A 25,701-nucleotide genomic window follows, 5' to 3' on the forward strand; every position below is an offset into this window, starting at 1 on the left:
GCGGCAAGTGAACGCATCCCCAGGAGCATAGATAACTATGTGACTGGGGTAAGTGAACGCAGCCAACAAAGCAGCAACTTAAAAGATGAAGGGTATAAAGGCAATACCGAGATCCTATTCTGAAAAAGGTAATAGCTCTCGTAGCAATACCCGTATTCTATACGCAACTCCCTAAGTTTTTGGGATAAGACTCATTATCCGGGATAGTCTTCCCTCCGGCCTCAACAATGGGCAATAGTCATGTTGGATGATCCATGTGTACGGCCAGTAATTGCTGATAAATCTGGCAGCAATAACGGAAGATGGCAGGCAAATATACCTTAAGCAATACGCCATCATCTTGGATCTTGAAAGTGATGTGAGGCAATTGAACGAAACCTGCCATTAAGGCAGGTAGTGTAATAACGGCCTGCACGGGTGATCCGATGCAGAAAATAATCATCTGAAAAAGGAGGGCCCTCAAAAGGCCAATACAATCTGGCCGGGACAGGGTTATCACAGAGAATGAAAATTTTTAACCTAACAATCGGGGGATCATCCCCATCTGAATATTTAATGAATGCTGGCAACACATTCATCAGCGGAGTGAAACAGAATATTGGCCGGATAACGGCACATTGTCGCCGGTGGCCGATATGGGTGGTGGGAGTGGGCTTATCTGTAAGTGCGCTTTTCTCTACCCCGGTTCTTGCATATAGAGCTGAAGTCATAGACTGGGTTCCCCAGCTAGCCATTATTACCCTCGGCCAGCCGGTATTGGATGGGGAAAACAATAACGGTAAGCCAGTTCGTTATCCGCCAAAAGGGACAAAAAACTTAATAGGTGTTTTTCCACCAGGGTTCAATATTGAGTTTCCATTAACAGAGTATCCCACCGTGTTAAAAGATCTTATGCTTTGGGTTAGAGCGCAAAACCGTCTCTTCGTTGTTCCGCACGTCGTTACAGGACAGTACACCTGTGAGATGACGGCCTACCGCAAAGACAGGACACCAGGAAAGGCCAAGGCAACACTTTTTACAGATGCAGTCGTTGTAAATAGGGATCTCCACCGGTTCACAGGGGATAGTAACGTGATGGAGTCCAAACTAGTAGATCTGTATTACTCTGTATCCTGTAAGGGAAGGGGTTTTTCATGGCAGCGGAAACCTGAAGAGAAAGTCAAATTCGAAAGTGACTGGAAGAATGGGGTGCCGTCAATTGAAATGCGAGACTGCAAAGATCCCCGCCATTATACCTATAACGTTGTTTTCTGGAGTCCGCCAGATGGTTTAAATCCCAATTTTAAAGATCCAGCCATAGTGCAATCTCACGCAGAAAACAATGATAACCAGCAGCAAGTGACCCCCTAAGCGTAAAGGTAATTTACCCGGGAGGGGTGATGGCAACAAATGGTCATCTTTAACAAGGCAGCCGGGGAACAATCCCCGGTTGAATAGGGCGTGTTAGACATTCAGCCTATAAATCCCGAAATATCCACTAGCCAACTTCCCCCCAGAAAATTTCTGTGGAAATGCATCGGTAACGCGACACGTATGAGCAGGTACGTGTATACTGTTACAAGAATTTTATTCTGCTTTATTTATACTCAATAGAGTTCAAGTTACAGCGCAGCAGTAAATGAAAGCAACAACCTGAAAGATGAAGGGTATACATTGTTATCACGAGCCACTAATCAATGACGGGATAAAATATAATAACTCAGCCTATCGAATATTCATTTGAAATCTCATTGCGTACTCCCGATGTTATTATCAAAATCAACTTTCAAATAAATATCAAAATAAAATAACTCCACTAAACAGTTTGGAAAATAAATATTAAAATCCTCAAAATAACTGATTTTTATAAACCACATAACACAAGAATTACGACAAAACTCTAACAACACCTTACTTCCTACTTTGCCATTAATTATTAGCAAATCAAGTTGCTCATTCACGTAATAATAGTCATAAAGATGTATATCCGCTCTAAATTCTTCCGCCTAAACCTCATTGTTATCACTCTTTTAATTTATTTGTGGAAAATAATCTAAGACCCACTACCCACAATCAGATTTAGTGTTAACCAGAGGTTATCAGTTGATAACTTTTTTCTATTATCCTTTTTCAAAAAGAGCTGCTAGTATTATCTATGTCTTATTAGTCACAGTAGAAAATCAGCTTAACCCGCAAGGGATAATTTTTATGGTATAAGCTCCCCTGTAGGTAAAAGGTAAATCCGATATAACCTTAATTTAGGCGAGTAATATGAATCAAAATGACATTTTCTCTCCAAGCATCGATATTAGCGATAACTTTATATACCCAATAGATTTCAATTTGCAGCGCGGCGGCAAGTGAACGCATCCCCAGGAGCATAGATAACTATGTGACTGGGGTAAGTGAACGCAGCCAACAAAGCAGCAACTTGAAAGATGAAGGGTATAAAGGCAATACCGAGATCCTATTCTGAAAAAAGTAATAGCTCTCGTAGCAATACCCATATTCTATACGCAACTCCCTAAGTTTTTGGGATAAGACTCATTATCCGGGATAGTCTTCCCTCCGGCCTCAAACGCAATGGACAATAGTCATGTTGGATGATCCATGTGTACGGCCAGTAATTGCTGATAAATCTGGCAGCAATAACGGAAGATGGCAGGCAAATATACCTTAAGCAATATGCCATCATCCTGGATCTTGAAAGTGATGTGAGGCAATTGAACGAAACCTGCCATTAAGGCAGGTCAGTGTAATAACGGCCTGCACGGGTGATCCGATGCAGAAAATAATCATCTGAAAAAGGAGGACCCTTAAAGGCCAATACAATCTGGCCGGGACAGGGTTATCACAGAGAATGAAAATTTTTAACCTAACAATCGGGGGATCATCCCCATCTGAATATTTAATGAATGCTGGCAACACATCCATCAGCGGGGTGAAACAGGATATTGGCCGGATAACGGCACATTGTCGCCGGTGGCCGATATGGGTGGTGGGAGTGGGCTTATCTGTAAGTGCGCTTTTCGCTACCCCGGTTCTTGCATATAGAGCTGAAGTCATAGACTGGGTTCCCCAACAAGCCATTATTGCCCTCGGCCAGCCGGTATTGGATGGGGAAAACAATAACGGTAAGCCAGTTCGTTATCCGCCAAAAGGGACAAAAAACTTAATAGGTGTTTTTCCACCAGGGTTCAATATTGAGTTTCCAAAAACAGAGTATCCCACCGTGTTAAAAGATCTTATGCTTTGGGTTAAAGCGCAAAACCATCTCTTCGTTGTTCCACACGTCGTTACAGGAAAGTACACCTGTGAGATGACGGCCTACCGCAAAGACAAGACACCAGGAAAGGCCAAGTCAACACTTTTTACAGATGCCGTCGTTGTAAATAAAGATATCCACTGGTTCAAAGGGGATAGTAACGTGATGGAGTCCAAATTAGTAGATCTGTATTACTCTGTATCCTGTAAGGGAACAGGTTTTTCATGGCAGCGGAAACCTGAAGAGAAAGTCAAATTCGAAAGTGACTGGAAGCATGGGGTGCCGTCAATTGAAATGCAAGACAGCAAAGATCCCAAATATTCTATCTATAACGTTGCTTTCTGGAGTCCACCAGGTGGTTTAAATCCCAATTTTAAAGATCCAGCCATAGTGCGATCTCACGCAGAAAACAATGATAACCAGCAGCAAGTGACCCCCTAAGCGTAAAGGTAATTTACCCGGGAGGGAGGTGATGGCGACAAATGGTCATCTTTAACAAGGCAGCCGGGGAACAATCCCCGGTTGAATAGGGCGTGTTAGATATTCAGCCTATAAATTCCGACGGGTAAAACCAAACAAGCGGCGATACAAAAATACCCACTCGCCAGCTTTCCCCCAGAAAATTTCTGTGGAAATGCATCGGTAACGCGACACGTATGAGCAGGTACGTGTATACTGTTACAAGAATTTTATTCTGCTTTATTTATACCCAATAGATTTCAAGTTACAGCGCAGCAGTAAGTGAAGGCAGCAACCTGGAAGATAAAGGGTATACATTGTTATCCAATCAACCAAGATATCATCATGATCCAAGGCACATTATATATTGTCTCTGCGCCAAGCGGGGCGGGTAAATCAAGCCTGATTCAGGCTTTATTAAAAACACAACCTTTGTACGATACTCAGGTTTCTGTTTCCCATACCACGCGCGCAATGCGTCCCGGTGAAAATCATGGTGAACACTATTTCTTTATCACTGAAGAAGCCTTTTGCCAAATGATCGATAATCACGAATTTCTGGAACATGCCCGTGTTTTCGGTAATTATTACGGTACATCCCAGAAAGTGATTGAAGAAACCCTGACCAGTGGCGTTGATGTCTTTCTTGATATCGATTGGCAAGGCGCGCAGCAGATCCGCAAACAAATGCCCTCTGCCCGCAGTATTTTTATCCTACCACCGTCAAAAGAAGAGCTTTGCCGCCGTCTGCGCGGTCGGGGTCAGGACAGTGAAGACATTATTGAAAAACGCATGGAGCAGGCTGTTGCAGAAATGGTTCACTATAACGAGTATGATTATTTAATCGTTAATGACGATTTCAATACTGCATTGGCCGATCTGCACACCATTATCCGTTCAGAACGCCTGCATCGGGAGCGCCAGGCACAACGGCATGATGCTTTAATCAGCAAATTATTGGCAGACTGAACCCAATTTCAGTATTATGCCCAGTCATTTCTTTACCTGTGGAGTCGCACACATATGGCACGCGTAACTGTTCAAGACGCTGTAGAAAAAATTGGTAACCGTTTTGACCTGGTGTTGGTCGCTGCTCGTCGAGCACGTCAACTGCAAACAGGCGGTAAAGACCCGCTGGTTGCTGAAGAGAACGATAAAGTGACCGTTATCGCTCTACGTGAAGTAGAAGAGGGTCTGATTAACGGTAAAATCTTGGATGTCCGTGAGCGCCAGGAACAACAAGAACAGGAAGCAGCAGAAATGCAGGCGGTTTCCGCTATCGCGGAAAGTCGTCGTTAATCTACGGTAGGTCTGCCTTGTATCTGTTCGAAAGCCTGAATCTGCTTATCCAAAAATACCTGCCTGGGAGTCAAATTGAACTCCTCAAGCAGGCTTATTCTGTTGCACGGGATGCCCATGAAGGGCAAACCCGTACCAGTGGTGAACCCTACATTACGCATCCTGTCGCGGTTGCCTGTATTCTGGCCGAGATGCGTCTCGACCATGAGACACTGATGGCCGCTTTGTTGCATGATGTTATTGAAGACACACCCGCCACCTTTCAGGATATCGCACAACCTTTTGGCCCTGTGGTCGCTGGGTTAGTTGAAGGGGTTTCCAAGCTTGATAAGCTGAATTTCCGCGATAAAAAAGAGGCACAAGCAGAAAACTTCCGCAAAATGATCATGGCGATGGTGCAAGATATCCGCGTCATTTTGATCAAACTGGCAGACCGTACCCATAATATGCGTACTCTCGGGGCGCTACGTCCAGATAAACGCCGTCGTATCGCCCGGGAAACGTTAGAGATCTACAGCCCCTTAGCCCACCGTCTGGGGATTCATCATCTGAAAACGGAGTTAGAGGAATTAGGGTTTGAGGCCCTTCACCCTAACCGCTATCGGGTTATCAAAGAGGTGGTAAAAGCGGCCCGTGGTAACCGTAAGGAGATGATCCAGAAAATTTTGTCTGAAATTGCAGGCAGGCTGGCTGAAGCCAATATTGAGTGCAAAGTCAGTGGCAGAGAAAAACATCTCTATTCTATCTACCGGAAAATGCACCTCAAAGAGCAACGTTTCCATTCTATTATGGATATCTATGCATTTCGGGTCATTGTTAATAATGTTGATATCTGCTATCGGGTTTTGGGGCAGATGCACAGCCTGTATAAACCCCGCCCGGGCAGAGTCAAAGATTACATTGCTATTCCTAAAGCCAACGGTTATCAATCCCTGCACACTTCTCTGATTGGCCCTCATGGGGTGCCAGTTGAGGTCCAGATCCGCACCGAAGATATGGATCAAATGGCTGAAATGGGCGTCGCAGCACACTGGGCTTACAAAGAACAAGGTGAATCCGGTACCGCCGCGCAAGTTCGCGCTCAACGCTGGATGCAAAGTTTGCTGGAGCTACAGCAAAGTGCCGGCAGCTCTTTTGAATTTATCGAAAGCGTTAAATCTGATCTGTTTCCTGATGAGATTTACGTTTTTACCCCGAAAGGGCGCATTGTGGAATTACCCGCCGGTGCCACCCCAGTTGACTTTGCTTACGCCGTACACACCGATATTGGTCACGCCTGCGTGGGTTCGCGAGTGGATCGTCAGCCATATCCACTGTCCCAATCGCTTGCCAGCGGCCAAACCGTTGAAATTATCACCGCACCGGGCGCTCGTCCAAATGCGGCCTGGCTGAACTTTGTCGTCAGTTCAAAAGCCCGCGCTAAAATCCGCCAGTTGCTGAAAAACCTTAAGCGGGAAGACTCCATTGGGCTGGGCCGCCGCCTGTTAAATCACGCGTTAGGTAATGGGAAAAAACTTGTTGATATTCCACAGGAAAATATCACTAAAGAGTTGACGAGAATGAAACTCTCAACAATAGATGATCTACTGGCTGAAATCGGGCTTGGCAATACCATGAGTATCGTCGTCGCCCGCAACCTGTTAGGCGCACAGGAAAATACCACAAGCACAAGCACCAGTAGCCATAACAGCAGAGCACGTAAATTGCCCATCAAAGGCGCTGACGGTGTACTTATTACTTTCGCCAAATGCTGCCGCCCCATCCCCGGAGACCCAATTATCGCCCATATCAGCCCCGGCAAAGGGTTGGTTATCCACCATGAATCCTGCCGTAATATTCGGGGCTATCAGAAAGAACCCGAAAAATTTATGGCCGTTGAATGGGATAAAGAGATCAATAACGATTTCACCGCCGAAATAAAAGTGGATATGTTTAACCACCAAGGGGCTTTGGCAAATCTGACTGCCGCCATTAACGCAGCCAATTCCAGTATTCAAGGTATGAATACTGAAGAAAAAGATGGTCGTGTTTACTGCGCTTTTATCCGGCTGACCACCAAAGATCGTATTCAGTTAGCGAATATTATGCGCAAAATCCGAATTATGCCGGATGTGATGCGAGTCAGCCGTAACAGAAACTAAACCGGATAGCCCGTGCAAATCAGCAGGTGAACAGCCAACCGCGCTATCCACAGCCGACCCACAAGACACTACCGGCAATGACGGCACCAGCCGCACGTCATCCCGGTTATCAAAGAACAGACCAATCAATGCTGAATCAACCTCATCCAGTATGCGGTCTAACCAACCCTCTCCCCCCACACCAAACATCAATACCAACCCGATAGCGATAAACAACAGTGGCAAAATCCATGTTCGGCACCAATACGCTAACAGCATACGGGGATACAGCGAGTAGCGAATTTTGTTGCCCAATAAAAATCCACAGACAGTCAACAATACAATACCGATAACCAGTACTACCCGGCTTATCAGCATCCCATAAGGCATCACACACGCAATCGATAAAAACTCATCTTCCATCATGTCCCACCAAACAGCCACATGTGTGATACGACTCAGGAGATAAACGGAACACAAGCCCGCTGCAAAAACCAAGTGCGCATGTGATTAGCTTGTGATGACGTCCGGGAGCGCGTCGATTTCACCGTTTTCGTTACCGGCGCCTGACCCTTCTGGGGCATAGGTTCAACAACTGCCGTAACAATCAGCATCAGCCGACGGCTTCCCTGCTTCTCACGAAAGAAGACTTTTTCACAGGCAATCACATCACGTCGCTCATTGTAGATATAATTCATTACATCTGTTGCCCGGCGTTCCGTCACTCGGAACACCTGGCTGATTTCACTTTTGGTAAATCCGCGTCCCTTCAATAATCCCCAATACGCGACCGCCATGTACAACGGTGTATCATTCAAATGAGACAAGCAGGCAGGCAGACGAAAATCCCCATGATTACTTTGTTTACCCGTAATAGTCTGACTTCCAAGCAAATCGGTCTGACTGCCGCTTATCTGAAGCAGCATTGAATCATTAACATTGATTGTCATTTTACTCTCCCCCGGTGACTAACTGGTTTTCCTGTTACCACATGAGAAATGAAATACTGTGATTTATCTGAAATGAAATACCTATAGGCTAATCCGCCCACCATATTTAATGATTTGTGTAAAAATAACGCTCGTCGCAGGCGCTATGGCCTTACCAACGTCATGTCAAAACTCGTCTGGAAAGCACCATAATCCGAACGCGTCAATCTCCGGAGTTGCCAGACGCTTCCAGTGAAAGAGAAGCGAAAAGTCGTAGTCTGTTGTGTAGGTGGTGTAGATGGTGTAGGGTTCTCTACTTGAAGGCACACAAAACCACCCGTTCCTGCATCTTTACTATTATTACCGTCGGCAAATGTTATTTGCTTATTCATTGACTGCGTTGTATTACCTTTACCCACAACAATATTCCCCCCACAACTAAATTTAGGATCAGCACTGAAACTAACCGGACCACTCTGAGAAGGTCCTTGGACTCCTACGTGAGACAGCACAAGCTTTACCCCCAACGCTTCATTATCAATCTCTTTATTATCCTCCTCTGCATTATGTATCACCCGCAACATTTGATTCTGAGTACCTGGCATTATATGTTGGGAAGATGCCACCACAATTACCGTGCCGCCTGTATTTTCTCCTTCGGTGACAATGCAGGAAACTTTCAAAGGCACGCTCATTTCCTTGAGTTTGACGGGGTTGAAGTGACCGCTTCCCGGGGGGCCGTCTATTGGCAGAACCTCATCAAAGCTAAATTCGGTGCCATAGGAATAGTCCGGAAAAAAACACTCTGGCGGCTGCAATATTACTGTAGGGTCTTTAATCTCAGGGAGACTACCTAGTGGTCGTTGCCAAACCACAAAATCGTTCTCACGTGAGGTCTTAACCTGAAATCCTACAAGATCACCATTAGGACTCGTGTCGAATTTGATCTTCTGGTCGGGATGTCGCTGCCATGAAAAGTTGTCCCCGCTACAAGAAGCATCGAATTTGAAATCTTGCAATGCCGCATTTTTTACATCTTCATCAATCTTGGTATCGCCATTGTTTACCTCAAGAGATTCGTATTCAGTTTGATTAAGACCCGAATTATTCATCATATCCAGCGAAAAGCGCTTTTCCGCTGTTCCCGGACGATTATCCTTAAAGCTAGCTTTAATTTTACAGTTGTATGTACCCGAGCTAACTTGCAAAGCGTCAAAGATTTTCCCCTTAGATACGAGCCGAAACTTAGCGTTCTCCATCGTTATTTTGGGGTCATCTCCTTGCCACAACATTGATGATACATTGGGAAACACAATATTTGCGCCTAAGTTTGCTTTCCCCGATGCGGGATAAGTGATGACAGAGCGATTCCACGGCACTGCTTGCCTAGGCCCAAGCGCATCACTAACTGCCGCTGCGTTCCAGTATTCTACTTGTGTAGCAAGTACCGAGGAGGAAGAAAAGATACCCACAGATAGGCATATTACGCCTGCCCATGTCGGCCGCTGGCAACGATAAGCTACCATCCGACCAACAGCCTGCATTATCCTGTTAATAAACATTTTATTCATATTCATGCGATACCCAACCAAGGATTACTCCCCAATTGTCCTGTTAGAACTTCTCATTCGTTGCCATCACCCCGTCTCAGCCGAAATACATCCACCTCTCAGGGGATTCCTCTTCTTTTGGTTTTCTGCATTGGATTGCCCGTGCAGATTGTCACCATACAGCATCCCTTTTTAACGGCAGGTTTCGTTCAGTTGCCTCATTGGACTCCAACTCTTATCGCCTTTCTTCTTTATCGGAGGCGCTCCCAAGTCAAATGCCACCTCGCACTGGCTATCCGGTGTATTACTCCACTTCACTTTCAGTACCCCCTTAGACGGCATACCACTCAGGTACACTTGCCCACCATCTCCCACTATCGCCGCCAGATTTATATCTGCCTCCCCTTTCAGCCCCGCCATTGCCCCAAACGGTACAGGTTTACCGCGATAGGTGAGATTCATCAGCAATTGCTGCCCAATACGTATGGGGTAATCCACTATCACAACAGCCCCCTTCGTCGGGAATACGTTCTTGCTGCCTTGCTCCATATTCGCCCCTTCAGGCAGCGATGACGGGTCTAAGCTAATACTGTTACGGCTGTATGTCCTGGCATATGGCATAACCGCATACCCCCAGCGATCAGTAGTAACCGAGCTGGAGTTCATCACACGCACACCTTCAACCCCCGCGGTTCGCACTAATACAGCAGCATCGCCAATACGCGACGTCAAGGTGACGCCATGCTGATGAGCAACCAATCCTCCGTTAACCCCATAGTTCACACTACGCCCCCCCTGTGAATCGTAGTTGTATCCCAAGTTCGCCTGCCCGAAAGCGCCATTGTATCCCATCGACACGGAGCCACTGTTTCCTTGCCCTTGATTAGCCTGGCTTTGTGATACGCTCCAGGACAGACTATTGTCATCCAGTACGGAGCCACCTAACCCTAGCTGGCTATTGCTACGCCCGGAACTATCACGAAAGAAATTATAATTAGCATACGCATTATTCAGGGCCGCATAGGAGCCAAATAAGCTCAGAGGAACATTCACGTTCAACGAAATTTGCCGGTTCTCAGGCCAATCACCATTACCTCGCATGCGATCAATGCTGTAATTAAGCCCCCAACCCACACGGTAGAAAGAACCATTCAACCCCATCGACAGCGTGGTATTGGTTTTAGAGCTGCCCCAGTAGTTATCCCGCCGACCACTGAGCCACAAGGAATAATTACCGGGCAATGACTGGCTTAGCCTCGTTTGCCAACTGCTACGCCGCCGTTCAGACATCCAATAGGGAAGTTCTCCCCAAACACTGTAGCCTTGGATATTCGCATCCGAGAAACTCAGATAATTACGGGTGGAATAGCGGTACGCGGTTAAATCCACTGTCGTGCCAGTGGTCAGCATACTTTTCGAATATTTAGCACGGTAAGACTCCCCGCGCAGGAAGTTAGTCGCATTTTGCAACCGAGTTCGAGCCGTCGTGACATCCGCAGATAACGCCCCCATCATACCAAGGGAAAACCCAGCCCCCAGCGCCGCAGACTGGTACGATTGCGCCACCAACCCCCCACCGTATAATGTGACGTTGCCAGGCAAACCGTAAATCATCGAGGCCATGCCAAACACCGGCTTACGATTGTTGTATCCCCCCGCACGATAGCGCCCGGCTGCCACTTCGTACTTAAATTGCCCCTGCCGCAGCATCATGGGCAAACTAGAATAGGCTTGACTGAACCCATGGTGGGTACCATCCGCCTCAGTTATCGTTACCTGTAAGTCGCCTGCGGTACTGCTGCCGACCAGATCTGTGATACGAAATGGGCCTGGCGCGACGTTGGTTTGGTAAATCACGCTTCCATTCTGCGTCACCGTAATCTGTGCATTGGATTTAGCTATCCCGCTGATAATCGGTGCAAAACCACTCTGCCTGCCAGGCATCATTGCGTCACTGGAGGCAAGCCCAATCCCCCGATAAGGAAAACCATCAAATACTTGACCCGCTACGTTGCCAGTCGAAGTATCCCCTATCGTCAGATCACTGCGTAACATCACTACATCACGCTGCAAATAGGTTTGTAGGAAATTCCAACTTTGCTGGGATTGCGTCGTTTTCTTCACTGGACCATTAAATGAGTCATACCAATTATAAGTCTGAGTACTATAAGAATAGGTGGCAGTATTACGCAGACGCCAGGCCCCCAAATTCAACCCAGAATTAAAGCTACCGAACAGACTCTGACTCGTCTGCTTATTGCCAAATTGTGAGCGTCGGTTCTGATTGCCATTAATATTGTAATTCAATAAAAAAGCCGGAATCCCCTCTTGCCACAACTTTGGATCAACCAGACCATTCTCCAAAGGTTTCATCGCTATCTGGGGAACACTCAAGCTCAACTTCATCTGAGAAAAATTCAGATGAGCCGTGGCCTGAGGAATGAATTTGCTTAATGGACTACCCATTGGTTTATCCGGCGGCAATGCTTTTAATGCCGGTATACTACCCACATTAACACCTGCGGCCTCCAATAAATTTGGGGTAAGTACAGGAACCAGCGCGTTACTATCAGCACCATTATGCTGGAACGTAACATCACGTGAATCAAAGAAAGTACTATTAATGTAGATGTCAACTCGGTAAGTTCCCGGCGCCTGACCACCAGCAGTTTCAAACTGTGATAAATCCACCGTCTGCCCTGAACTTTGACCAAACTCCAATAAAGAAGGATCAAAATAGTCACGCGCTGTTACCTGAGTATGCCAACCCGCCAGTAATACCAACATCATCCGGTAAAAAACCGGTGAAAGGCACAATTCTATTCCGCATTTTGACAAGGACATAGCGGTGGAAATGCCCGGACTTATACGACAAATAGACGGACGTTCTGAACGACGGCTTATTGCCGGAATTATTACTTTCATTCTTAATTGCCATCTCTATTATTTAATACTAGGTCCGTTGCTCACCTATCTTCTGTTGATATCTGCAACGCCACTCACTATTAGCTAGCGGCGGCCAGAGACAACAACGGACCGGCTCTCTTCATCGGTATTTAAACCAAATTCATCGATAGCTCGCCACAATACTGTGACATGACTACCCGGTAGTGCTTTACCCGATGGCAGTGACCAGCTCTGCTGACTCAATGGCGGCACCATACTGAACAAACTCCCAACAGGCATAGCAAACGAATTCACCTTCAAAGTCTGCAACGTTATCCAGAACGGCGACGGATTCGTTAGAGTCACAGTATCTTCCTTGACCGATACCTGTAACTGCTTCACGGCTCCAGCAACCCCCTCTTTTGGTAATCCTTTCGGGCGATAGAACAACTTCACTGCCAGAGTCATGATCACTTTCATCTGGACAAAGTTATTTGGCGCAGAATTTTCCTTCTCGGAAGGCAACAGACGCACATTCAGAAAGAACACCGACTCACGATCTTTCGGAAAGTCCCCACCAGTACGAAGGATTTTCAGTACTTGGCTACTATGCGCATTCACCTTGCCCAGAGGAGGAATCACGATAAACGGCGCATTAACCGCTGTCGGTAAACCGCTCTTTGGGTCCATTTCCCGTACCATTGACTGAATCAGGTAGTTGTCGTCACTGTTATTACTGAAAGTCGACATGGCACCGTTGCTGGATGACCCAAGGTAGATCACACGCGGCTCATCGATAAACGTCCCCCGCGGCTCTGCCTTCAGTCGCGATACAGGCAAGATCATTAACAAAGTACACAACACAGCTGTATATATCTGTTTCATTGAAGTATCCCATTCATGCCATGTAGTGTTTCTTCATCCCAAAAATATGACTCAGTCCCAAACATTGGTTAGTGGCTCTGCAATACACCGTTCTGCGGCTTACTTTCTCCCCCGAAATCGGTCATCATCGCCCACGTCACCTTATCAGCCGCTTTACCGGCCAAGCCGGTCAGGGAATAAGTCACCTGACCAAAAGGCGCTAACATGGATGGCGCTTTATTCAGGTTTATGCTTTCACCAGCCAGGTTCAGCCAAGAAAACGTTTGGTAATACGGCGTCGGATTAACCACCACAACGGTATTGCTGGTTCGCGTAAACGTCAGCCGGGAATACGCCTGTTTCGGTGTCATCGGTAGATTATCTGGCCGGTAAATAAATTTAATGTTCATACCTAGCGAGATAGACAAGGATGCATCAACCTTATCCTGTTGCCCATCAGACTCACCGGGAGCTACCCCCGCAGGAATCGCATTGATGCGAAGACGAAACAGTGACTCACGATCAGCCGGGAAATCACCACCGGTACGGATAACGCGCATCACATTCGCGCTGTTACCCTCTAGACGAAATAAGGGGGGCAGCACAGTAAACGCCGATGACCGAGTCTTGATATCATCCCATGAGGTCACTGCCGCCTGTATCAGATACGCGCCATCACCCGAATTCTGCAACGAGATACTTTGTACTTTGTCGCTTTGATGATAAACCAGCCGTGTCTGTCCTAACATCAGACCGGCATGAGCCGGTAACGCCATCATTGCCCATAGCCCCAATAATCCCATTACCCACGCTTTTATATTCACCGTTTTTATATTCATACCTTCCACTTCACTTCTGGCAACATTTATCAGGCGTACCTGAATTTAGTTATCACGCATACTCAAACTCAAAATGTATAACGACAAATAGACTTCCTCCGACCACTCTATGGCCTTTATCACCGGCAATAACCGCCGAAAATGTCATGGATTGACCATCGTTATTATCAAGGTTCGGTTCAAAATCGAAGCGTACCGGCTCCTCCTTGCCAGACTTCACCTCGACTAATCCCGAGTTAACGCCCCCTTCTTTACTCAGCAACATTCCCACCCACTTAGCGTCAGAAAGTGACGACCCGAAAAGGTAAGGATTGTTACTATCAGTGTCCTTCTCACCCGATACGAACAGAGTCGGTTGCTTTCTAATTTGAGAACCGTCCCCTTTGAGAGGGGCATGATTACAACCCGACAGAGTGAATTTTAACGTTCTTCTCGTTTCTTCCAGAGATGCACCATCCTTGAACTGACTGGCCCTGTAAGGTTTTTCGTAATTTATAGAATATGTGCCACCGGACATGCCATTCACTGACAGCACACAAGTCGGGGGCAACAGAAAACCGGTCAATGAAAGATGAGTAGTTGTCATGCCAGGTTCAGTTTGAGCTTGCACCGGCAGAACCAGATTGGCACTCAACCCGACCATCATCATGACGAGTAACCAATACTTGGTCCGATTGCGATAGCCTATTAAACAACTGTTCATAAGTTTTTTATTATTCAATTTCATCCAATTCATCCAACTCCCCTTATCACTCGTTTCCCAACTTTGTATCCTCCGTGATAAATCGCCCTCACCGATAGGTAAATGTAAAAGTGACACTCGCATGTAATTGACCCGGTCGAATAACACCATCACCCTGCTGCTCCCTAGCGATCGCTACCACTATAGGAACTTCCGCCTGCTGATCTTCAATTTCAATACTAAGATCATTGTTTAGCGATACACTCCGGCCAGCCATTATTAAATCATCCCAATCAATCTCATCGTCTCCATCATCCGACACTGAATACATGAGAACAAATCCCAATCCCTCAGAACTATCAGGGCCATCAGAATCACGGAACATGGTGCGTCCGTTGTTGATGGTAGTACCTTCCACAGATATCTCGGGATCACTGTAAGTATTGGCATTCGGATAACCACAATTAGTCAACTTCAATTGAAGCTTATGAGGGCTTAATATATCCCCTGGCTTTGCAAAGCTCGCTGCCGACAACGAACCGAAATCCAGCGTACCTCCGCTGCTTATCTCCATATCACAAGGCTCTGGAATAATCACAGCACGAAACTCCACATCCACTCCACTCGTTTTTGTGTCGTAATGCCCCTCAGCCACCCCACTGACCGCCAGAAACAATAGAACCAATATAGAACAGCAGAAGCAGCGCATTACCGCATATCTGCCCTTGGTCAGACAGGCCAACGGGTCATTCAGCCTATTCTTTTCTTGTCCTGTCACTGTCCCAAACATCGTACTTGCCTCAAATTAATTCTATGACTTTTCTGTTAACGGATATCGCACTGCAATGCCGATAACATCAGCGATAATCAAACGTAAATGTCATCGTTGCGCTGATTTTGCCTGTCTTTTTGCAATCAGCTGCCGATTCACCGACGACTGGAGCACACATCAGTGAAAACTTGACCGGCACAGAAACAGAAGGGGCGTGGTCATTTATGATTGTGCCTTTATTAGCCAAGTGAAATGGGACACCATTCTTCAAATACGAGGACCACTCCCCGCCATTGAGTGTCTTCAATTGCACAGTAATGCCCATTTCCGCCGTTGAAGCTGTACTTTCTGTACCACGATTACGAAACAGTGTTTCATCCGTATCAACGTGATCGCCGGTAACGGTGATTGTGGGAGTAATACTGTCTTTATTGACCACAGCAGTGCAATTTTTCAGCGTCAGATAGGCTTCCTTGTTGATTTTGCCTGATACTACGTCTTTAAATTGCACAGTACCTAGTTCGATATTGCTGTCGCTCGCAGAGATATCACACGTCCCTTGAGTAATTGTGGCCTTAAACTTGGCATCGACAGAATTCTTCGCCCACAAAGGAGCAGAAAAAAGCCACAAAACCCCCGCCATGCCGATGTAACTCAGGTACCTGCGTACATACAGAACCATTGAGATACCGGTTTTATTGAATTGCGCCATCGAAGTTATCTCCTCCACCGAGATCGTTGATCACCGCCCATTCCACTTTCTTTTTATTCTGACTATTCTGAGCGGGATAAACGTGGGTACTAAAAGGCGCCAGCATTTGCGGATGACTTTCAGAAAACTTCACTGGCGCCCCATCAACTTTGATCTGGGTAAAGCTGATGTGATAAGGCGAATTATTACTGACTTGAATGCCCCCGGCAGCATGGGTAAAGCGCAGCGCTTTGTATGCCTGCTCTGGTGTACCCACTAACCCCGTTGGCCGATAAAATAGTTTGATGGTGTTGCCGATGGCATAAGTTATTCCACCGCCAATTTTGGCGCTTTCAAAGCGCTGGCCCGGAGGATTATTACTACCGGGAATAGCAGAGGCATTAAAATAAAAGACACTCTCCCGATCGGTTGGCAACTTACTGGTATCACCTAAGATGCGCAGGACATTGGTTCCCTTAGGGTCCAAACGGAATAAAGGAGGAGAGACGTAAAAGGGTGCTTTACCGTTACCGTCAACAGTGCGAGTAATCTTAGTTGTCACTAGGTAAGGGATATTGGTTGTTGTATTGCGTACTGAGACTGTTGTTTCGGTTTTATCTTGTAAGAAAATAATACGTGTAGCATTGATGCCAAACCCGCCTTCAGCCAGACTCTGTGACGCGTACAAAAACGCGCTCAATACCAAGCCTTTTATTATTATGTTAGGAAGTCGGAGTTTATTAATCATTTTTTGTTTCTCATATTTTGGCTCGGTTAGCCAATAGTCGCCTAATAAAAGGCACCATCAATCATCTAAAATTTTTCATCGAAGGAGCCTGAGGAAGCATCCCTCAGGCTGAAACAACATAAGCATTAGTTATACGCATAGGAGAAGGTGATGGGGGCAGTAATCTGCTGGTTTCCAGGAATATCTTCGCCCGTTGTGGCTATATATACAACAAATTCTGCATGACTATTCGTCATATCAGGTTCCTCTTTGTTGTCTTTTTTCACAGTAGAAACAATCATAGGAACCGTGCTTTCACTTTTAATAGGCGTGAATACATTATTTTTTAGAGAATTTAGTAGTACTATACCTGCCGATTTATCAGTCTCTTTGTTAAAGAGATAACCCCCTGATTTCTGCAAGGTTTGGCCTGTCACATACAACTTAACTTTACCTGCATCTGTATTTTCTTTAGAGCAGTTACTAAGACCAATAGTGAAATGCCTTTCACTTTCCTTTATAAATTTTGAAATTCCTGTGCCTGGAAATTTCGTACCTGCGGCGTCAAAAGCTGTGTTTGTATGGTTCCCCGTATCCACCGACCCATTTGAACCAGGGTTGGTAACATCACATGTTGCAGCCACAATCATACCGGTAACATTTACTATGGCATTATTCGCCGCATTAGCAGCCGAAGCTGCCCCCAAAACCAACGCCGCCACGACGCTTATCTTTAATATCTTTTTCATTTCATTAATCCTGCTTAACTATCGAACAAAAATCAGACTTAACTTTACATACCATTTGCTGATTATCAGCAACACTTAGCTGTACATAAAATTGTCAATTAGGACCATTTTGACAATCAAGATACACCCTGAAACTTATGTTCAAAAATTCACCATAAACAAAATAATTAAATGACCATTTGCAAAATTTAAGAATATTTTATTGTTGAATCTGAAAAATGAAATCAACAATTTCAAGAAAGGAGCCTGGGAAGCGAGGTGTTTTGGGGGGATTCAGGGGAAAATTAGGTTATTTTGATATAGCTGTGTTAGAATACATAATGCTTTACAAAGATATACAATTCTGTATCTTTCTTTATTAGAAAATCTTCAGTATAGTTTCGCGGTGGGTGTATCTTGATTGTCAAAATGGTCCTAATTGTAGTGATTAAAGTTTACCCTTCACGCCCCAAACTCCTTGAAAACGTTCAGCATTACTCGCGGTATAACGTACAGTATGGCGAATGTTTTTATGTCCAAGATAATCTTGTATCAGTCGAGTATCCACTCCCCGGTCTGCAAGGGCAAAACCACAGGCATGACGCAACATATGCGGATGCGGAACGACAGCAATATTCGCCAATTGACCTAATCGAGTAATAATCTGGTAAATCCGCTGGCGCGTAAGTGGCTTCCCTGAGCGTGACAAAAACAACCAATCACTATCCGCCCCCAAGAAAGTTTTGCGCACTTTCAGCCATGCCTTAATCGCCCGCACCTCACGACGCAATAGGGGATGGTTAGTACAAAATCCCCCCTTTAATCGCCGGATGTACAGGCATCTTTCTTTCAACTCCATGTCAGATAATCGTAAATGCCTGGCTTCGCTGACACGAAAACCATGGATAAAACTCATGTACACCAGACAATAGTTCCGCTCTGGATTAGCACCGACTTTCGCCATTTCCAGCATACTTTCCACTTCTGACTGAGTCAGATATTTTCTTTGGCCCATGACTATTTCTCCAAACATATTGATAGCATAACCCGGCTATTATTCCCCCCTGACAGAATCGTTCCCAACTTCGAGACATAAGCCAGCAACAAACAGAACCAAGGAATAAAATACACACCATCAATTTGCCCAAATGGTATGTTGTTCACCGGGGACACAGAGGGTTATACAGATGAGAGGTAGGATTTAAACACCTTTTTTTGATTATTTTTTCATCATTACGGGAACATGCTGTTAAATTTGGTTGATAACCTTGATGATTACAGGTGTTTCCCCGCAGTGTATTGACATGATTTTCAACCAATTATTAGGAAAATATTACGTTGATTACCTTAACCCGGTCTGTATTATTATGGAAAATAAGCAAGACCGGTTCGCAACCAATGAAACATGACGAACTGTCAAGCAATCAATGGAGAGAATAAATCGCATGAAAGGCCAACTGCTTGATGCCATCCCTTTAACTTCCCTGCATGGCGTCGGGGCAAGTCAGGCAGCTAAACTGGCAAAAATGGGCCTGATCAACTTGCAGGATCTGCTATTGCACTTCCCTCTTCGTTACGAAGACCAGACCCGCCTTTATACGATTAATGATCTTTTGCCCGGTATCCATGCCACAATCACAGGGGAAATCCTGCGCACTGATATTGTTTTTGGTCGCCGCCGGATGATGACCTGCCAAATCAGTGATGGTACCGGTGTGCTTACACTGCGCTTTTTTCACTTCTCTGCGACAATGAAAAACAATCTGGTCAAAGGGAAACAAGTTGTTGCCTATGGTGAAATCAGAAAAGGGAGTCATGGCGCGGAAATTATCCATCCTGAATATAAAATCCAGAATTATGCCGGGAATGTGCAGCTTCAAGAAACATTAACCCCTATTTATCCGACAACAGAAGGGGTTCGTCAGGCGGCTCTCCGCAAGCTGATTGATCAGGTGCTGGAACTGCTTAATACCTGTGCGATCAACGAACTCCTGCCGGAAGAGCTTAGCCGTTCGATGATCAGCCTGCCACAAGCATTACATACCCTGCACCGCCCACCGCCAGATATTGCGCTGGCTGATCTGGAAACCGGCAAACATCCAGCCCAGCGCCGTCTGATCCTGGAAGAACTTCTGGCGCATCATTTGAGTATGCTAGCAGTTAGAGCGGGTGCACAACGCCATCACGCTCAATCGCTGCCGACTGAAAACAAGTTAAAACAGCAGTTCCTCAACCACCTGCCATTTTCTCCAACTAACGCGCAACAACGGGTTGCAGCGGAAATTGAGCAAGATCTGGCAAAAGATGTTCCCATGATGCGGCTGATTCAGGGAGATGTTGGTTCGGGAAAAACGCTGGTTGCCGCATTGGCTGCGTTGCGGGTTATTGCGCATGGTAAGCAGGTCGCCTTAATGGCGCCAACTGAGCTACTGGCAGAACAACACGCAAATACATTCCGACAATGGCTGGAGCCTTTGGGTATTCAGATCGGCTGGCTGGCTGGCAAGCAAAAGGGGAAAGCACGTCAGAAACAGCAAGAATCCATTGCCAGCGGGCAGGTCGCCATGATTGTTGGTACACATGCCATGTTTCAGGAACAGGTGAAATTTTCCGGTCTGGCGCTGGTGATTATTGATGAGCAACATCGTTTTGGTGTGCATCAACGTCTGGCTTTGTGGGAAAAGGGGCGCGAACAGGGTTTTCATCCGCACCAATTGATTATGACGGCCACCCCGATTCCCCGTACCTTAGCCATGACCGCTTATGCAGATCTCGATACTTCTATTATTGATGAGCTGCCACCGGGGAGAACCCCGGTCACAACGGTTGCGATCCCGGATACACGCCGTGAAGAGATTATCAAACGGATCAAAAATGCCTGCCTTGATGAAAACAGACAAGCCTATTGGGTCTGTACGCTGATTGAAGATTCCGATGTGCTGGAAGCTCAGGCTGCGCAAGTCACCAGTGAAGAATTGACGCTCGCCTTGCCGGAATTAAAAGTTGGGTTGGTACATGGCCGAATGAAAGCCGCAGAAAAGCAGCAAGTGATGGAAGCTTTTAAGCGTGGAGAACTACAGCTTCTGGTTGCAACAACGGTTATCGAAGTGGGTGTGGATGTGCCAAATGCCAGTTTGATGATCATTGATAACCCGGAACGGCTTGGCTTGGCGCAACTACATCAATTACGCGGACGAGTTGGCCGTGGGGCTATCGCCTCTCATTGTGTTTTACTTTACAAAACGCCGCTAAGCAGTACCGCCAGAATACGCCTGCAAGTGCTTAGAGACAGTAATGATGGGTTTGTTATCGCACAGAAAGATCTGGAAATTCGTGGCCCCGGTGAATTGTTGGGGACGCGTCAAACAGGGAATGCGGAATTTAAGGTGGCTGATTTGTTGAGAGATCAGGGAATGTTGCCGGAAGTACAGCGTATTGCCCGGCATATCCACCAACACTATCCTGAACATGCTCGCGCCTTAATTGAACGCTGGTTACCGGAACGGGCACATTATAGTAATGCGTGATTGAGAACATACCCGTCATCTTTCAAGTTGCCTCTTTGTTGGCTGCACTCACTCACCCCGGTCACATAGTTATCTATGCTCCCGGGGATTCGCTCCCTTGCCGCCGCGATCCATCTTGAAATCCATAGGGTATATATCAGAGCGGGCTTTTCGTTTCTCACCGCTGCCAAAAATACGGATATCTGGTTTTATTCAATAATTAAGATGCTCTGCTATAGAGCTTTCTTTTAATTATTCTATTAAATTGATAATGTATTATTGCTAAAGGAATGGAAAATACAACTACGAATTATTCCTAAATTAGCACCAGCGTTAAAATATATCCCCAGAAAATATAAATGGTTTTTATTATTTTCTTAAAAAATCGAATATAATACCTCTAATTAATTGATACGACATGTCACTATCCGAAGTCTTTTATCTGCTAACTAGGGTAACAGGCGGTTCCGCTATTTTTCATCAAATTCAGTTGATGGCGTGTGCGGTATTAGCGCAATGTTATGCTCAAAGGTTAAAACGGGAATAGATGTAAACCTATGATAGGAAACTGTCATTAATATATTAATGGTAATTATTATATTTACATCAATATAATATTGAGTTGCTAAGTTTAGATAGTAAATATTTCTATTAATCCAATGAATGTAATTTTAAATATTTTCTTTTCGAAGTATAAAACTTTGATAGAGGTCACGCAAATATTAGTTTTGTTGGTTCTTTTTATCCTATACTTATATTTCATCATGGTACATATTAGGGTGTTTTTAAATTAGAGCTAAATAAATCTACATTGATATAATGGAGAGCTTAATATGATTTATATAAAAAGTCTTTCAGATAATGTGGTTAAAGTTGCAATTAGTAAATGGAGTAGTGAAGAAGGTGATGACAAATATTTTGATATTAACCCAGGAGAGGTGGCTCAATGGGGTAGATCAGATGAGCGCGGTTTTTTAATGTCAGTAGCACGAAAAGATAGTGTTACATTATTATATTCAATAAGACAAAATGGCTACATGATTATTTGTGATGATTCGGTTGAAAATAACGGAAGCCGGATAGATTCTTTATATTCGACACCATCTGTCTGAAAAAATTTATTATTTCACCAGTTTTCTTAATTTAAGATATTTTCGTATGACACTGAATTAAATGAAAATTTTTATTATTGATATAGTGGAGGATTTATGATTTATGTTAAAAATCTCTCAACTGAACCGGTTAAAGTTTCGGTTAATAAATATGGAGATGATGGTAGAGAGGAATATTTAGCTCTTGATTGCGAAGATGTCAAGGTGTGGGATCTCTCCGATACGCATGGTTTTATATTGTCAGTAATACAGAGAGGTATTGAAAAATCATATCCTGTTTCACATAACAGTTTTATTATTATTTTTGATGATCATGTAAAAGATAGCGGCACCAATATATCTCATCAAGATAAATAAATGAGAATTTGTCATCCGATTTAATTGAGTGTGATACCCAATTAAATCACTATAATCAGGAATGGAATCTCCATTCCTGAACTATTTATATTCAACGGATTGCTACTTTTTCCCCTAATGCTTGTTTTTCTGCTTGATTGATAAAGATATCTCCAGCCTCTTTATAATTAATCCATTGTTTTATCAACTTCTTCTGTCAGCATTTCCAGACTAAGTGTTTAGTTCCAATATTTGATGTGTCAGATAATAGAAAAAATTATTTCTTGATACCTATAGATTAATACTAAATTGTTTTTTGGCAGTTGATTTTAGATTGTTTGTATCGATAAAGAGTTAAATTTAAAATTATGAGACTTAAGCGACATAATTTAAGGAGGATGTACGCCTTTATGACTACTCTTATTAATACGCAAACATGTAACTTAATCTACTAAGGATTAACGGTAAGGCAAAGAATAAAAATCACCAAGAGGGTCGCAATATATTTTCTATTTATAAAAAAGTGAGTTGCTTTGATTTTTTATAGGTTGAATTATTATATTTTTCTCAGACATTGGTTAATGGTCGGCAATAACAAAATAATACTTAATGGATTAACTAATCATATTCACTATGCGCTTTCAGCTTAGAACTCCTTGATGATGCTCACTATCTGCTATAAATTTATGGGCATGTTTTATGCGCATAAATGAGGTGTCTGATGAAAATACAATGCGTCTCAACCGTAGAACGAAAACAATCCGGTAAACGTAGCACAAATGTGTATTTGACCGCTAAGGTAGTAGATGAAGCCCGTGATTTAGGGATCAACTTATCAGCAACACTAGATAAAATGTTGTCCGATGTTGTTCGTGAGAAAAGAAGACAGTAATGGAAAGCGGAAAACAAAGCCGGTATCCACGCTTTCAATGAATTTGAGCGTGGTGCAGGGCTATTTACCGATGATGATGAATACGGGGTTATTTGATAGCTCAGTACGCTGTTTACCGCAACAAATCCCCTAAATCGAGGGAGCAATACCCTTTCATTATCGACATTCAGAATGACCTATTAGACGATTATAATTCACGGACAATTTTGATTACTGGTAGCTCCATGCACTTTTAACCATAATAGCTATTCGAACCATTTTAGACGGTAGGTAATGTATGGAAATTATTCCCGCACAACTGGCTAAGAACCAGTTTGGTGATCTGATTATGAAAGTTCAGCGTGAGCCTGTGGAAATTAGTAAGCATGTGGCCGTGGTTATCTCTCCTGAAGAGTATGATCAGTTCGTACAACTCAAGTTACAGAATTTAAAAGCCGCTCTGGCTGAATCTATTACACAAGCTGATCGTGGCGAATTGCATAGTATTGATAATGTATTTACACCGTTGACGGTTGATGAACTTGAGGGTAAGGCTTAGGGATAAGTGTCCGGTTTACGAAGAAAACCAGAGAGCATATTCGTGCAATCAAACTTATTCTATGCGCCGATGGGGCGAATGTTGCGGAAGCTTATTCAACTTCGTTACGTGTGACTTTGACGAAAATTCTTGATCGTCACCCATCCCCCGGTCGTGATCGCAGTGAGGATCTTTATTTTGGTGTGCTGCGTTTCCCCGTAGAGAGCCACATTATTTACTACCGGGAAGTTCCGACGGGTATTGAAGTGTTGGCGGTGTTACATCAGACGTAAGATCCACATAACCATCTATAGAGCATAAAACATGGGGCACTTTATTTAACCTCAGCTCTGCTTAAGAACAGAGATTTCAGAAGCACGTAGATTCAGACTCGGTCTTATCGCTTGGAATGTAAATGCGCCGCTTCTATGCGTTTCGTGCATTGACTCAAGCATTTTTATGCCGATAACGTATCAATAGTAAGTTTGTCAGGCATTTGTTCAAGCTCAGTCCAGTGATTTTCATCACTGTTTCACGGTCGATACTCACACTTCGGTGACTGTTCTGACAGTCACCGTAAGATCCTCTTTTAACATGAATCATTGAATACTGATTAAAAACTCTCAGCACGAGTTAGTGGCGTATTTGCTCAAGTTCGTTCTGACTCAACCCAGTCGTTTTCATTATCGTTTCACGGTCGATACCCATGTCGATCATCGCACATGCGATTTTCAGTATCCCCCGTTTTTCGCCTTTATTCAATCCTTCTTGGAGTCCTTCCTGACGTCCTTCTTGGTGCCCTTCCTCGCGTCCTTCTTGGTGCCCTTCCCGGCGTCCTTCTTGGCGCCCTTCCAGACGCCCTTCAATAAACCCTTTCTGGTGCCCCTTCTGCTCCAGTTTCTGCGCTATTGTCATCAGTACCTCCTCATACCTCGGGGACTGTTCTGCCAGTCGCCGGATAAAACCCTCTGGATCGGCAGTATCTCCCGCCTGTAATAAGTAGTTTAGCACGCTTTTTAGCTGTTCATCCGTATAGTAATCATACGTCAGCAGTATGACCAACTCTTGCAGTAACTCTGCCATATCTCGCTGCCGGATATGTTTTTGCACCATTTCCAATAACGCGACCCGTTTGTGCGTCAGGATTTCATCATCGGAGATGATCGTCACATCGACCAGCGGGAAGGGACCGGAATAGATTTCCTTCGCCAGGGCCGGATCATCGAAGCAGTCGAGCCAATTGGTACTCCAGGGATACGGCTGTATCTTCCCGTGATAAAACAACACCGGAATGACCAGCGGCAATTTTTCATGTCCCTGCTCCAGATGCCGTTGCATGGCTGAAATCCCGTAACGTAATAACCGAAATGCCATCATTTTGTCCGGGGAACTCTGGTGTTCGATCACACAATACACGTAACCGTCACCCTGCGCCGTTTTCAATGAATACAAAATGTCGGAATAATGCGCCCGCAGATTGTCTTCAATAAACGATCCTGATTCCAACCGCAATGTATCCAGATCACAAACTGCCCGTAATGTCGCAGG

General features: G+C 44.8%; 26 protein-coding genes. 12 read left to right on the top strand and 14 right to left on the bottom strand.

Annotation, left to right across the window (positions count from 1 at the left end; all coding sequences use genetic code 11):
• Positions 1 to 238: 238 nt before the first annotated feature.
• Positions 239 to 415 (bottom strand): hypothetical protein, encoded by a 177-nt coding sequence (locus AM629_RS24005; protein WP_161804241.1) that lies wholly within the window; start codon positions 413 to 415, stop codon positions 239 to 241.
• An 89-nt stretch (positions 416 to 504) separates the two neighbouring features.
• Here AM629_RS24005 and AM629_RS17235 point away from each other — a divergent pair, with 89 nt between their 5' ends.
• The 5 genes from AM629_RS17235 to spoT all read left to right on the top strand — a co-directional run bounded on the left by AM629_RS17235 (position 505) and on the right by spoT (position 7,143).
• Complete coding sequence (locus AM629_RS17235) at positions 505 to 1,350, top strand: hypothetical protein (protein ID WP_152912018.1); 846 nt, start codon at positions 505 to 507, stop codon at positions 1,348 to 1,350.
• Positions 1,351 to 2,839: 1,489 nt separating this feature from the next.
• Positions 2,840 to 3,685: a hypothetical protein gene (locus tag AM629_RS17240; RefSeq protein WP_054480503.1), complete on the top strand. Its 846-nt coding sequence runs from the start codon at positions 2,840 to 2,842 to the stop codon at positions 3,683 to 3,685.
• Positions 3,686 to 4,048: 363 nt separating this feature from the next.
• On the top strand, positions 4,049 to 4,672 hold the full coding sequence (gene gmk, locus AM629_RS17245; protein ID WP_021326362.1) for a guanylate kinase: 624 nt from the start codon (positions 4,049 to 4,051) through the stop codon (positions 4,670 to 4,672).
• Between the two features lie 54 nt (positions 4,673 to 4,726).
• On the top strand, positions 4,727 to 5,002 hold the full coding sequence (rpoZ, locus tag AM629_RS17250) for a DNA-directed RNA polymerase subunit omega (protein WP_011144672.1): 276 nt from the start codon (positions 4,727 to 4,729) through the stop codon (positions 5,000 to 5,002).
• Positions 5,003 to 5,019: 17 nt separating this feature from the next.
• Positions 5,020 to 7,143 carry a bifunctional GTP diphosphokinase/guanosine-3',5'-bis pyrophosphate 3'-pyrophosphohydrolase gene (gene spoT / locus AM629_RS17255; RefSeq protein WP_054480504.1) on the top strand — a complete coding sequence of 708 codons (2,124 nt, stop codon included), beginning with the start codon at positions 5,020 to 5,022 and terminating at the stop codon, positions 7,141 to 7,143.
• Here spoT and AM629_RS23605 read toward each other — a convergent pair.
• The 12 genes from AM629_RS23605 to AM629_RS17315 all read right to left on the bottom strand — a co-directional run bounded on the left by AM629_RS23605 (position 7,075) and on the right by AM629_RS17315 (position 18,805).
• Positions 7,075 to 7,545 (bottom strand): hypothetical protein, encoded by a 471-nt coding sequence (locus AM629_RS23605; protein WP_152912019.1) that lies wholly within the window; start codon positions 7,543 to 7,545, stop codon positions 7,075 to 7,077. The two genes, spoT and AM629_RS23605, sit on opposite strands and share 69 nt — an antisense overlap.
• Positions 7,546 to 7,580: 35 nt before the next feature.
• A complete protein-coding gene (locus AM629_RS17265) occupies positions 7,581 to 8,072 on the bottom strand; it encodes a CaiF/GrlA family transcriptional regulator (protein WP_054480509.1) in 492 nt (163 codons plus the stop codon).
• A gap of 143 nt (positions 8,073 to 8,215) precedes the next feature.
• The gene (locus AM629_RS17270; protein ID WP_054480511.1) at positions 8,216 to 9,628 is read right to left on the bottom strand and encodes a hypothetical protein; all 1,413 of its coding nucleotides are present in this window, start codon (positions 9,626 to 9,628) and stop codon (positions 8,216 to 8,218) included.
• A 165-nt stretch (positions 9,629 to 9,793) separates the two neighbouring features.
• Positions 9,794 to 12,526 carry a fimbria/pilus outer membrane usher protein gene (locus AM629_RS17275; protein WP_083451950.1) on the bottom strand — a complete coding sequence of 911 codons (2,733 nt, stop codon included), beginning with the start codon at positions 12,524 to 12,526 and terminating at the stop codon, positions 9,794 to 9,796.
• 84 nt (positions 12,527 to 12,610) lie between these two features.
• On the bottom strand, positions 12,611 to 13,372 hold the full coding sequence (locus tag AM629_RS17280; RefSeq protein WP_054480513.1) for a fimbrial biogenesis chaperone: 762 nt from the start codon (positions 13,370 to 13,372) through the stop codon (positions 12,611 to 12,613).
• Between the two features lie 68 nt (positions 13,373 to 13,440).
• Positions 13,441 to 14,190: a fimbrial biogenesis chaperone gene (locus AM629_RS17285; protein ID WP_235525510.1), complete on the bottom strand. Its 750-nt coding sequence runs from the start codon at positions 14,188 to 14,190 to the stop codon at positions 13,441 to 13,443.
• Positions 14,191 to 14,242: 52 nt separating this feature from the next.
• On the bottom strand, positions 14,243 to 14,926 hold the full coding sequence (locus AM629_RS17290; protein WP_054480517.1) for a hypothetical protein: 684 nt from the start codon (positions 14,924 to 14,926) through the stop codon (positions 14,243 to 14,245).
• Between the two features lie 55 nt (positions 14,927 to 14,981).
• Positions 14,982 to 15,662: a fimbrial protein gene (locus AM629_RS17295; protein WP_054480519.1), complete on the bottom strand. Its 681-nt coding sequence runs from the start codon at positions 15,660 to 15,662 to the stop codon at positions 14,982 to 14,984.
• Between the two features lie 67 nt (positions 15,663 to 15,729).
• A complete protein-coding gene (locus tag AM629_RS17300) occupies positions 15,730 to 16,356 on the bottom strand; it encodes a fimbrial protein (RefSeq protein WP_235525512.1) in 627 nt (208 codons plus the stop codon).
• Positions 16,340 to 17,083 (bottom strand): fimbrial biogenesis chaperone, encoded by a 744-nt coding sequence (locus AM629_RS17305; protein ID WP_054480526.1) that lies wholly within the window; start codon positions 17,081 to 17,083, stop codon positions 16,340 to 16,342. Before AM629_RS17305 ends, AM629_RS17300 begins: the two co-directional genes overlap by 17 nt.
• Before the next feature lie 125 nt (positions 17,084 to 17,208).
• A complete protein-coding gene (locus AM629_RS17310; protein WP_054480528.1) occupies positions 17,209 to 17,811 on the bottom strand; it encodes a fimbrial protein in 603 nt (200 codons plus the stop codon).
• A gap of 427 nt (positions 17,812 to 18,238) precedes the next feature.
• Positions 18,239 to 18,805, bottom strand: coding sequence for a tyrosine-type DNA invertase (locus AM629_RS17315; protein ID WP_054480532.1), 567 nt, complete (start codon positions 18,803 to 18,805; stop codon positions 18,239 to 18,241).
• Positions 18,806 to 19,235: 430 nt separating this feature from the next.
• Here AM629_RS17315 and recG point away from each other — a divergent pair, with 430 nt between their 5' ends.
• From recG to AM629_RS22485, 7 genes are all read left to right on the top strand, one after another.
• Positions 19,236 to 21,317, top strand: a complete 2,082-nt coding sequence (gene recG, locus AM629_RS17320) for an ATP-dependent DNA helicase RecG (RefSeq protein WP_054480534.1) — start codon at positions 19,236 to 19,238, stop codon at positions 21,315 to 21,317.
• Positions 21,318 to 22,129: 812 nt separating this feature from the next.
• Positions 22,130 to 22,408 carry a hypothetical protein gene (locus AM629_RS17325; RefSeq protein ID WP_054480536.1) on the top strand — a complete coding sequence of 93 codons (279 nt, stop codon included), beginning with the start codon at positions 22,130 to 22,132 and terminating at the stop codon, positions 22,406 to 22,408.
• Positions 22,409 to 22,504: 96 nt separating this feature from the next.
• The gene (locus tag AM629_RS17330; RefSeq protein WP_054480538.1) at positions 22,505 to 22,765 is read left to right on the top strand and encodes a hypothetical protein; all 261 of its coding nucleotides are present in this window, start codon (positions 22,505 to 22,507) and stop codon (positions 22,763 to 22,765) included.
• A 700-nt stretch (positions 22,766 to 23,465) separates the two neighbouring features.
• On the top strand, positions 23,466 to 23,636 hold the full coding sequence (locus AM629_RS22475) for a type II toxin-antitoxin system CcdA family antitoxin (protein ID WP_152912020.1): 171 nt from the start codon (positions 23,466 to 23,468) through the stop codon (positions 23,634 to 23,636).
• Between the two features lie 92 nt (positions 23,637 to 23,728).
• Positions 23,729 to 23,872, top strand: a complete 144-nt coding sequence (locus tag AM629_RS25325; RefSeq protein ID WP_161804242.1) for a CcdB family protein — start codon at positions 23,729 to 23,731, stop codon at positions 23,870 to 23,872.
• A 41-nt stretch (positions 23,873 to 23,913) separates the two neighbouring features.
• On the top strand, positions 23,914 to 24,174 hold the full coding sequence (locus AM629_RS17335) for a type II toxin-antitoxin system prevent-host-death family antitoxin (protein ID WP_054480539.1): 261 nt from the start codon (positions 23,914 to 23,916) through the stop codon (positions 24,172 to 24,174).
• A 2-nt stretch (positions 24,175 to 24,176) separates the two neighbouring features.
• The gene (locus AM629_RS22485) at positions 24,177 to 24,446 is read left to right on the top strand and encodes a type II toxin-antitoxin system RelE/ParE family toxin (RefSeq protein WP_072161920.1); all 270 of its coding nucleotides are present in this window, start codon (positions 24,177 to 24,179) and stop codon (positions 24,444 to 24,446) included.
• A 340-nt stretch (positions 24,447 to 24,786) separates the two neighbouring features.
• Here AM629_RS22485 and AM629_RS17340 read toward each other — a convergent pair.
• Positions 24,787 to 25,701 (bottom strand): Rpn family recombination-promoting nuclease/putative transposase (locus AM629_RS17340; protein WP_054480540.1); only part of this gene is annotated, 915 nt, incomplete at its 5' end.

This window comes from Photorhabdus heterorhabditis (assembly GCF_001280945.1).
GTDB classification, from domain to species: Bacteria; Pseudomonadota; Gammaproteobacteria; order Enterobacterales; family Enterobacteriaceae; genus Photorhabdus; species Photorhabdus heterorhabditis.

Bases quoted from the DNA above. Each gene is read 5' to 3' on its own strand.
- AM629_RS17270 (WP_054480511.1), bottom strand. From the start codon at position 9,628: ATGAATATGAATAAAATGTTTATTAACAGGATAATGCAGGCTGTTGGT.
- AM629_RS17300 (WP_235525512.1), bottom strand. From the start codon at position 16,356: ATGGCGCAATTCAATAAAACCGGTATCTCAATGGTTCTGTATGTACGC.
- AM629_RS17290 (WP_054480517.1), bottom strand. From the start codon at position 14,926: ATGAATTGGATGAAATTGAATAATAAAAAACTTATGAACAGTTGTTTA.
- AM629_RS17330 (WP_054480538.1), top strand. From the start codon at position 22,505: ATGATTTATGTTAAAAATCTCTCAACTGAACCGGTTAAAGTTTCGGTT.
- AM629_RS22475 (WP_152912020.1), top strand. From the start codon at position 23,466: ATGAAAATACAATGCGTCTCAACCGTAGAACGAAAACAATCCGGTAAA.
- AM629_RS17315 (WP_054480532.1), bottom strand. From the start codon at position 18,805: ATGGGCCAAAGAAAATATCTGACTCAGTCAGAAGTGGAAAGTATGCTG.
- gmk (WP_021326362.1), top strand. From the start codon at position 4,049: ATGATCCAAGGCACATTATATATTGTCTCTGCGCCAAGCGGGGCGGGT.
- AM629_RS17285 (WP_235525510.1), bottom strand. From the start codon at position 14,190: ATGAATATAAAAACGGTGAATATAAAAGCGTGGGTAATGGGATTATTG.
- AM629_RS17280 (WP_054480513.1), bottom strand. From the start codon at position 13,372: ATGAAACAGATATATACAGCTGTGTTGTGTACTTTGTTAATGATCTTG.
- rpoZ (WP_011144672.1), top strand. From the start codon at position 4,727: ATGGCACGCGTAACTGTTCAAGACGCTGTAGAAAAAATTGGTAACCGT.
- AM629_RS17265 (WP_054480509.1), bottom strand. From the start codon at position 8,072: ATGACAATCAATGTTAATGATTCAATGCTGCTTCAGATAAGCGGCAGT.
- AM629_RS17295 (WP_054480519.1), bottom strand. From the start codon at position 15,662: ATGTTTGGGACAGTGACAGGACAAGAAAAGAATAGGCTGAATGACCCG.
- AM629_RS17240 (WP_054480503.1), top strand. From the start codon at position 2,840: ATGAAAATTTTTAACCTAACAATCGGGGGATCATCCCCATCTGAATAT.
- AM629_RS23605 (WP_152912019.1), bottom strand. From the start codon at position 7,545: ATGGAAGATGAGTTTTTATCGATTGCGTGTGTGATGCCTTATGGGATG.
- AM629_RS17305 (WP_054480526.1), bottom strand. From the start codon at position 17,083: ATGATTAATAAACTCCGACTTCCTAACATAATAATAAAAGGCTTGGTA.
- recG (WP_054480534.1), top strand. From the start codon at position 19,236: ATGAAAGGCCAACTGCTTGATGCCATCCCTTTAACTTCCCTGCATGGC.
- AM629_RS17335 (WP_054480539.1), top strand. From the start codon at position 23,914: ATGGAAATTATTCCCGCACAACTGGCTAAGAACCAGTTTGGTGATCTG.
- AM629_RS17310 (WP_054480528.1), bottom strand. From the start codon at position 17,811: ATGAAAAAGATATTAAAGATAAGCGTCGTGGCGGCGTTGGTTTTGGGG.
- AM629_RS17275 (WP_083451950.1), bottom strand. From the start codon at position 12,526: ATGAAAGTAATAATTCCGGCAATAAGCCGTCGTTCAGAACGTCCGTCT.
- AM629_RS17325 (WP_054480536.1), top strand. From the start codon at position 22,130: ATGATTTATATAAAAAGTCTTTCAGATAATGTGGTTAAAGTTGCAATT.
- AM629_RS17235 (WP_152912018.1), top strand. From the start codon at position 505: ATGAAAATTTTTAACCTAACAATCGGGGGATCATCCCCATCTGAATAT.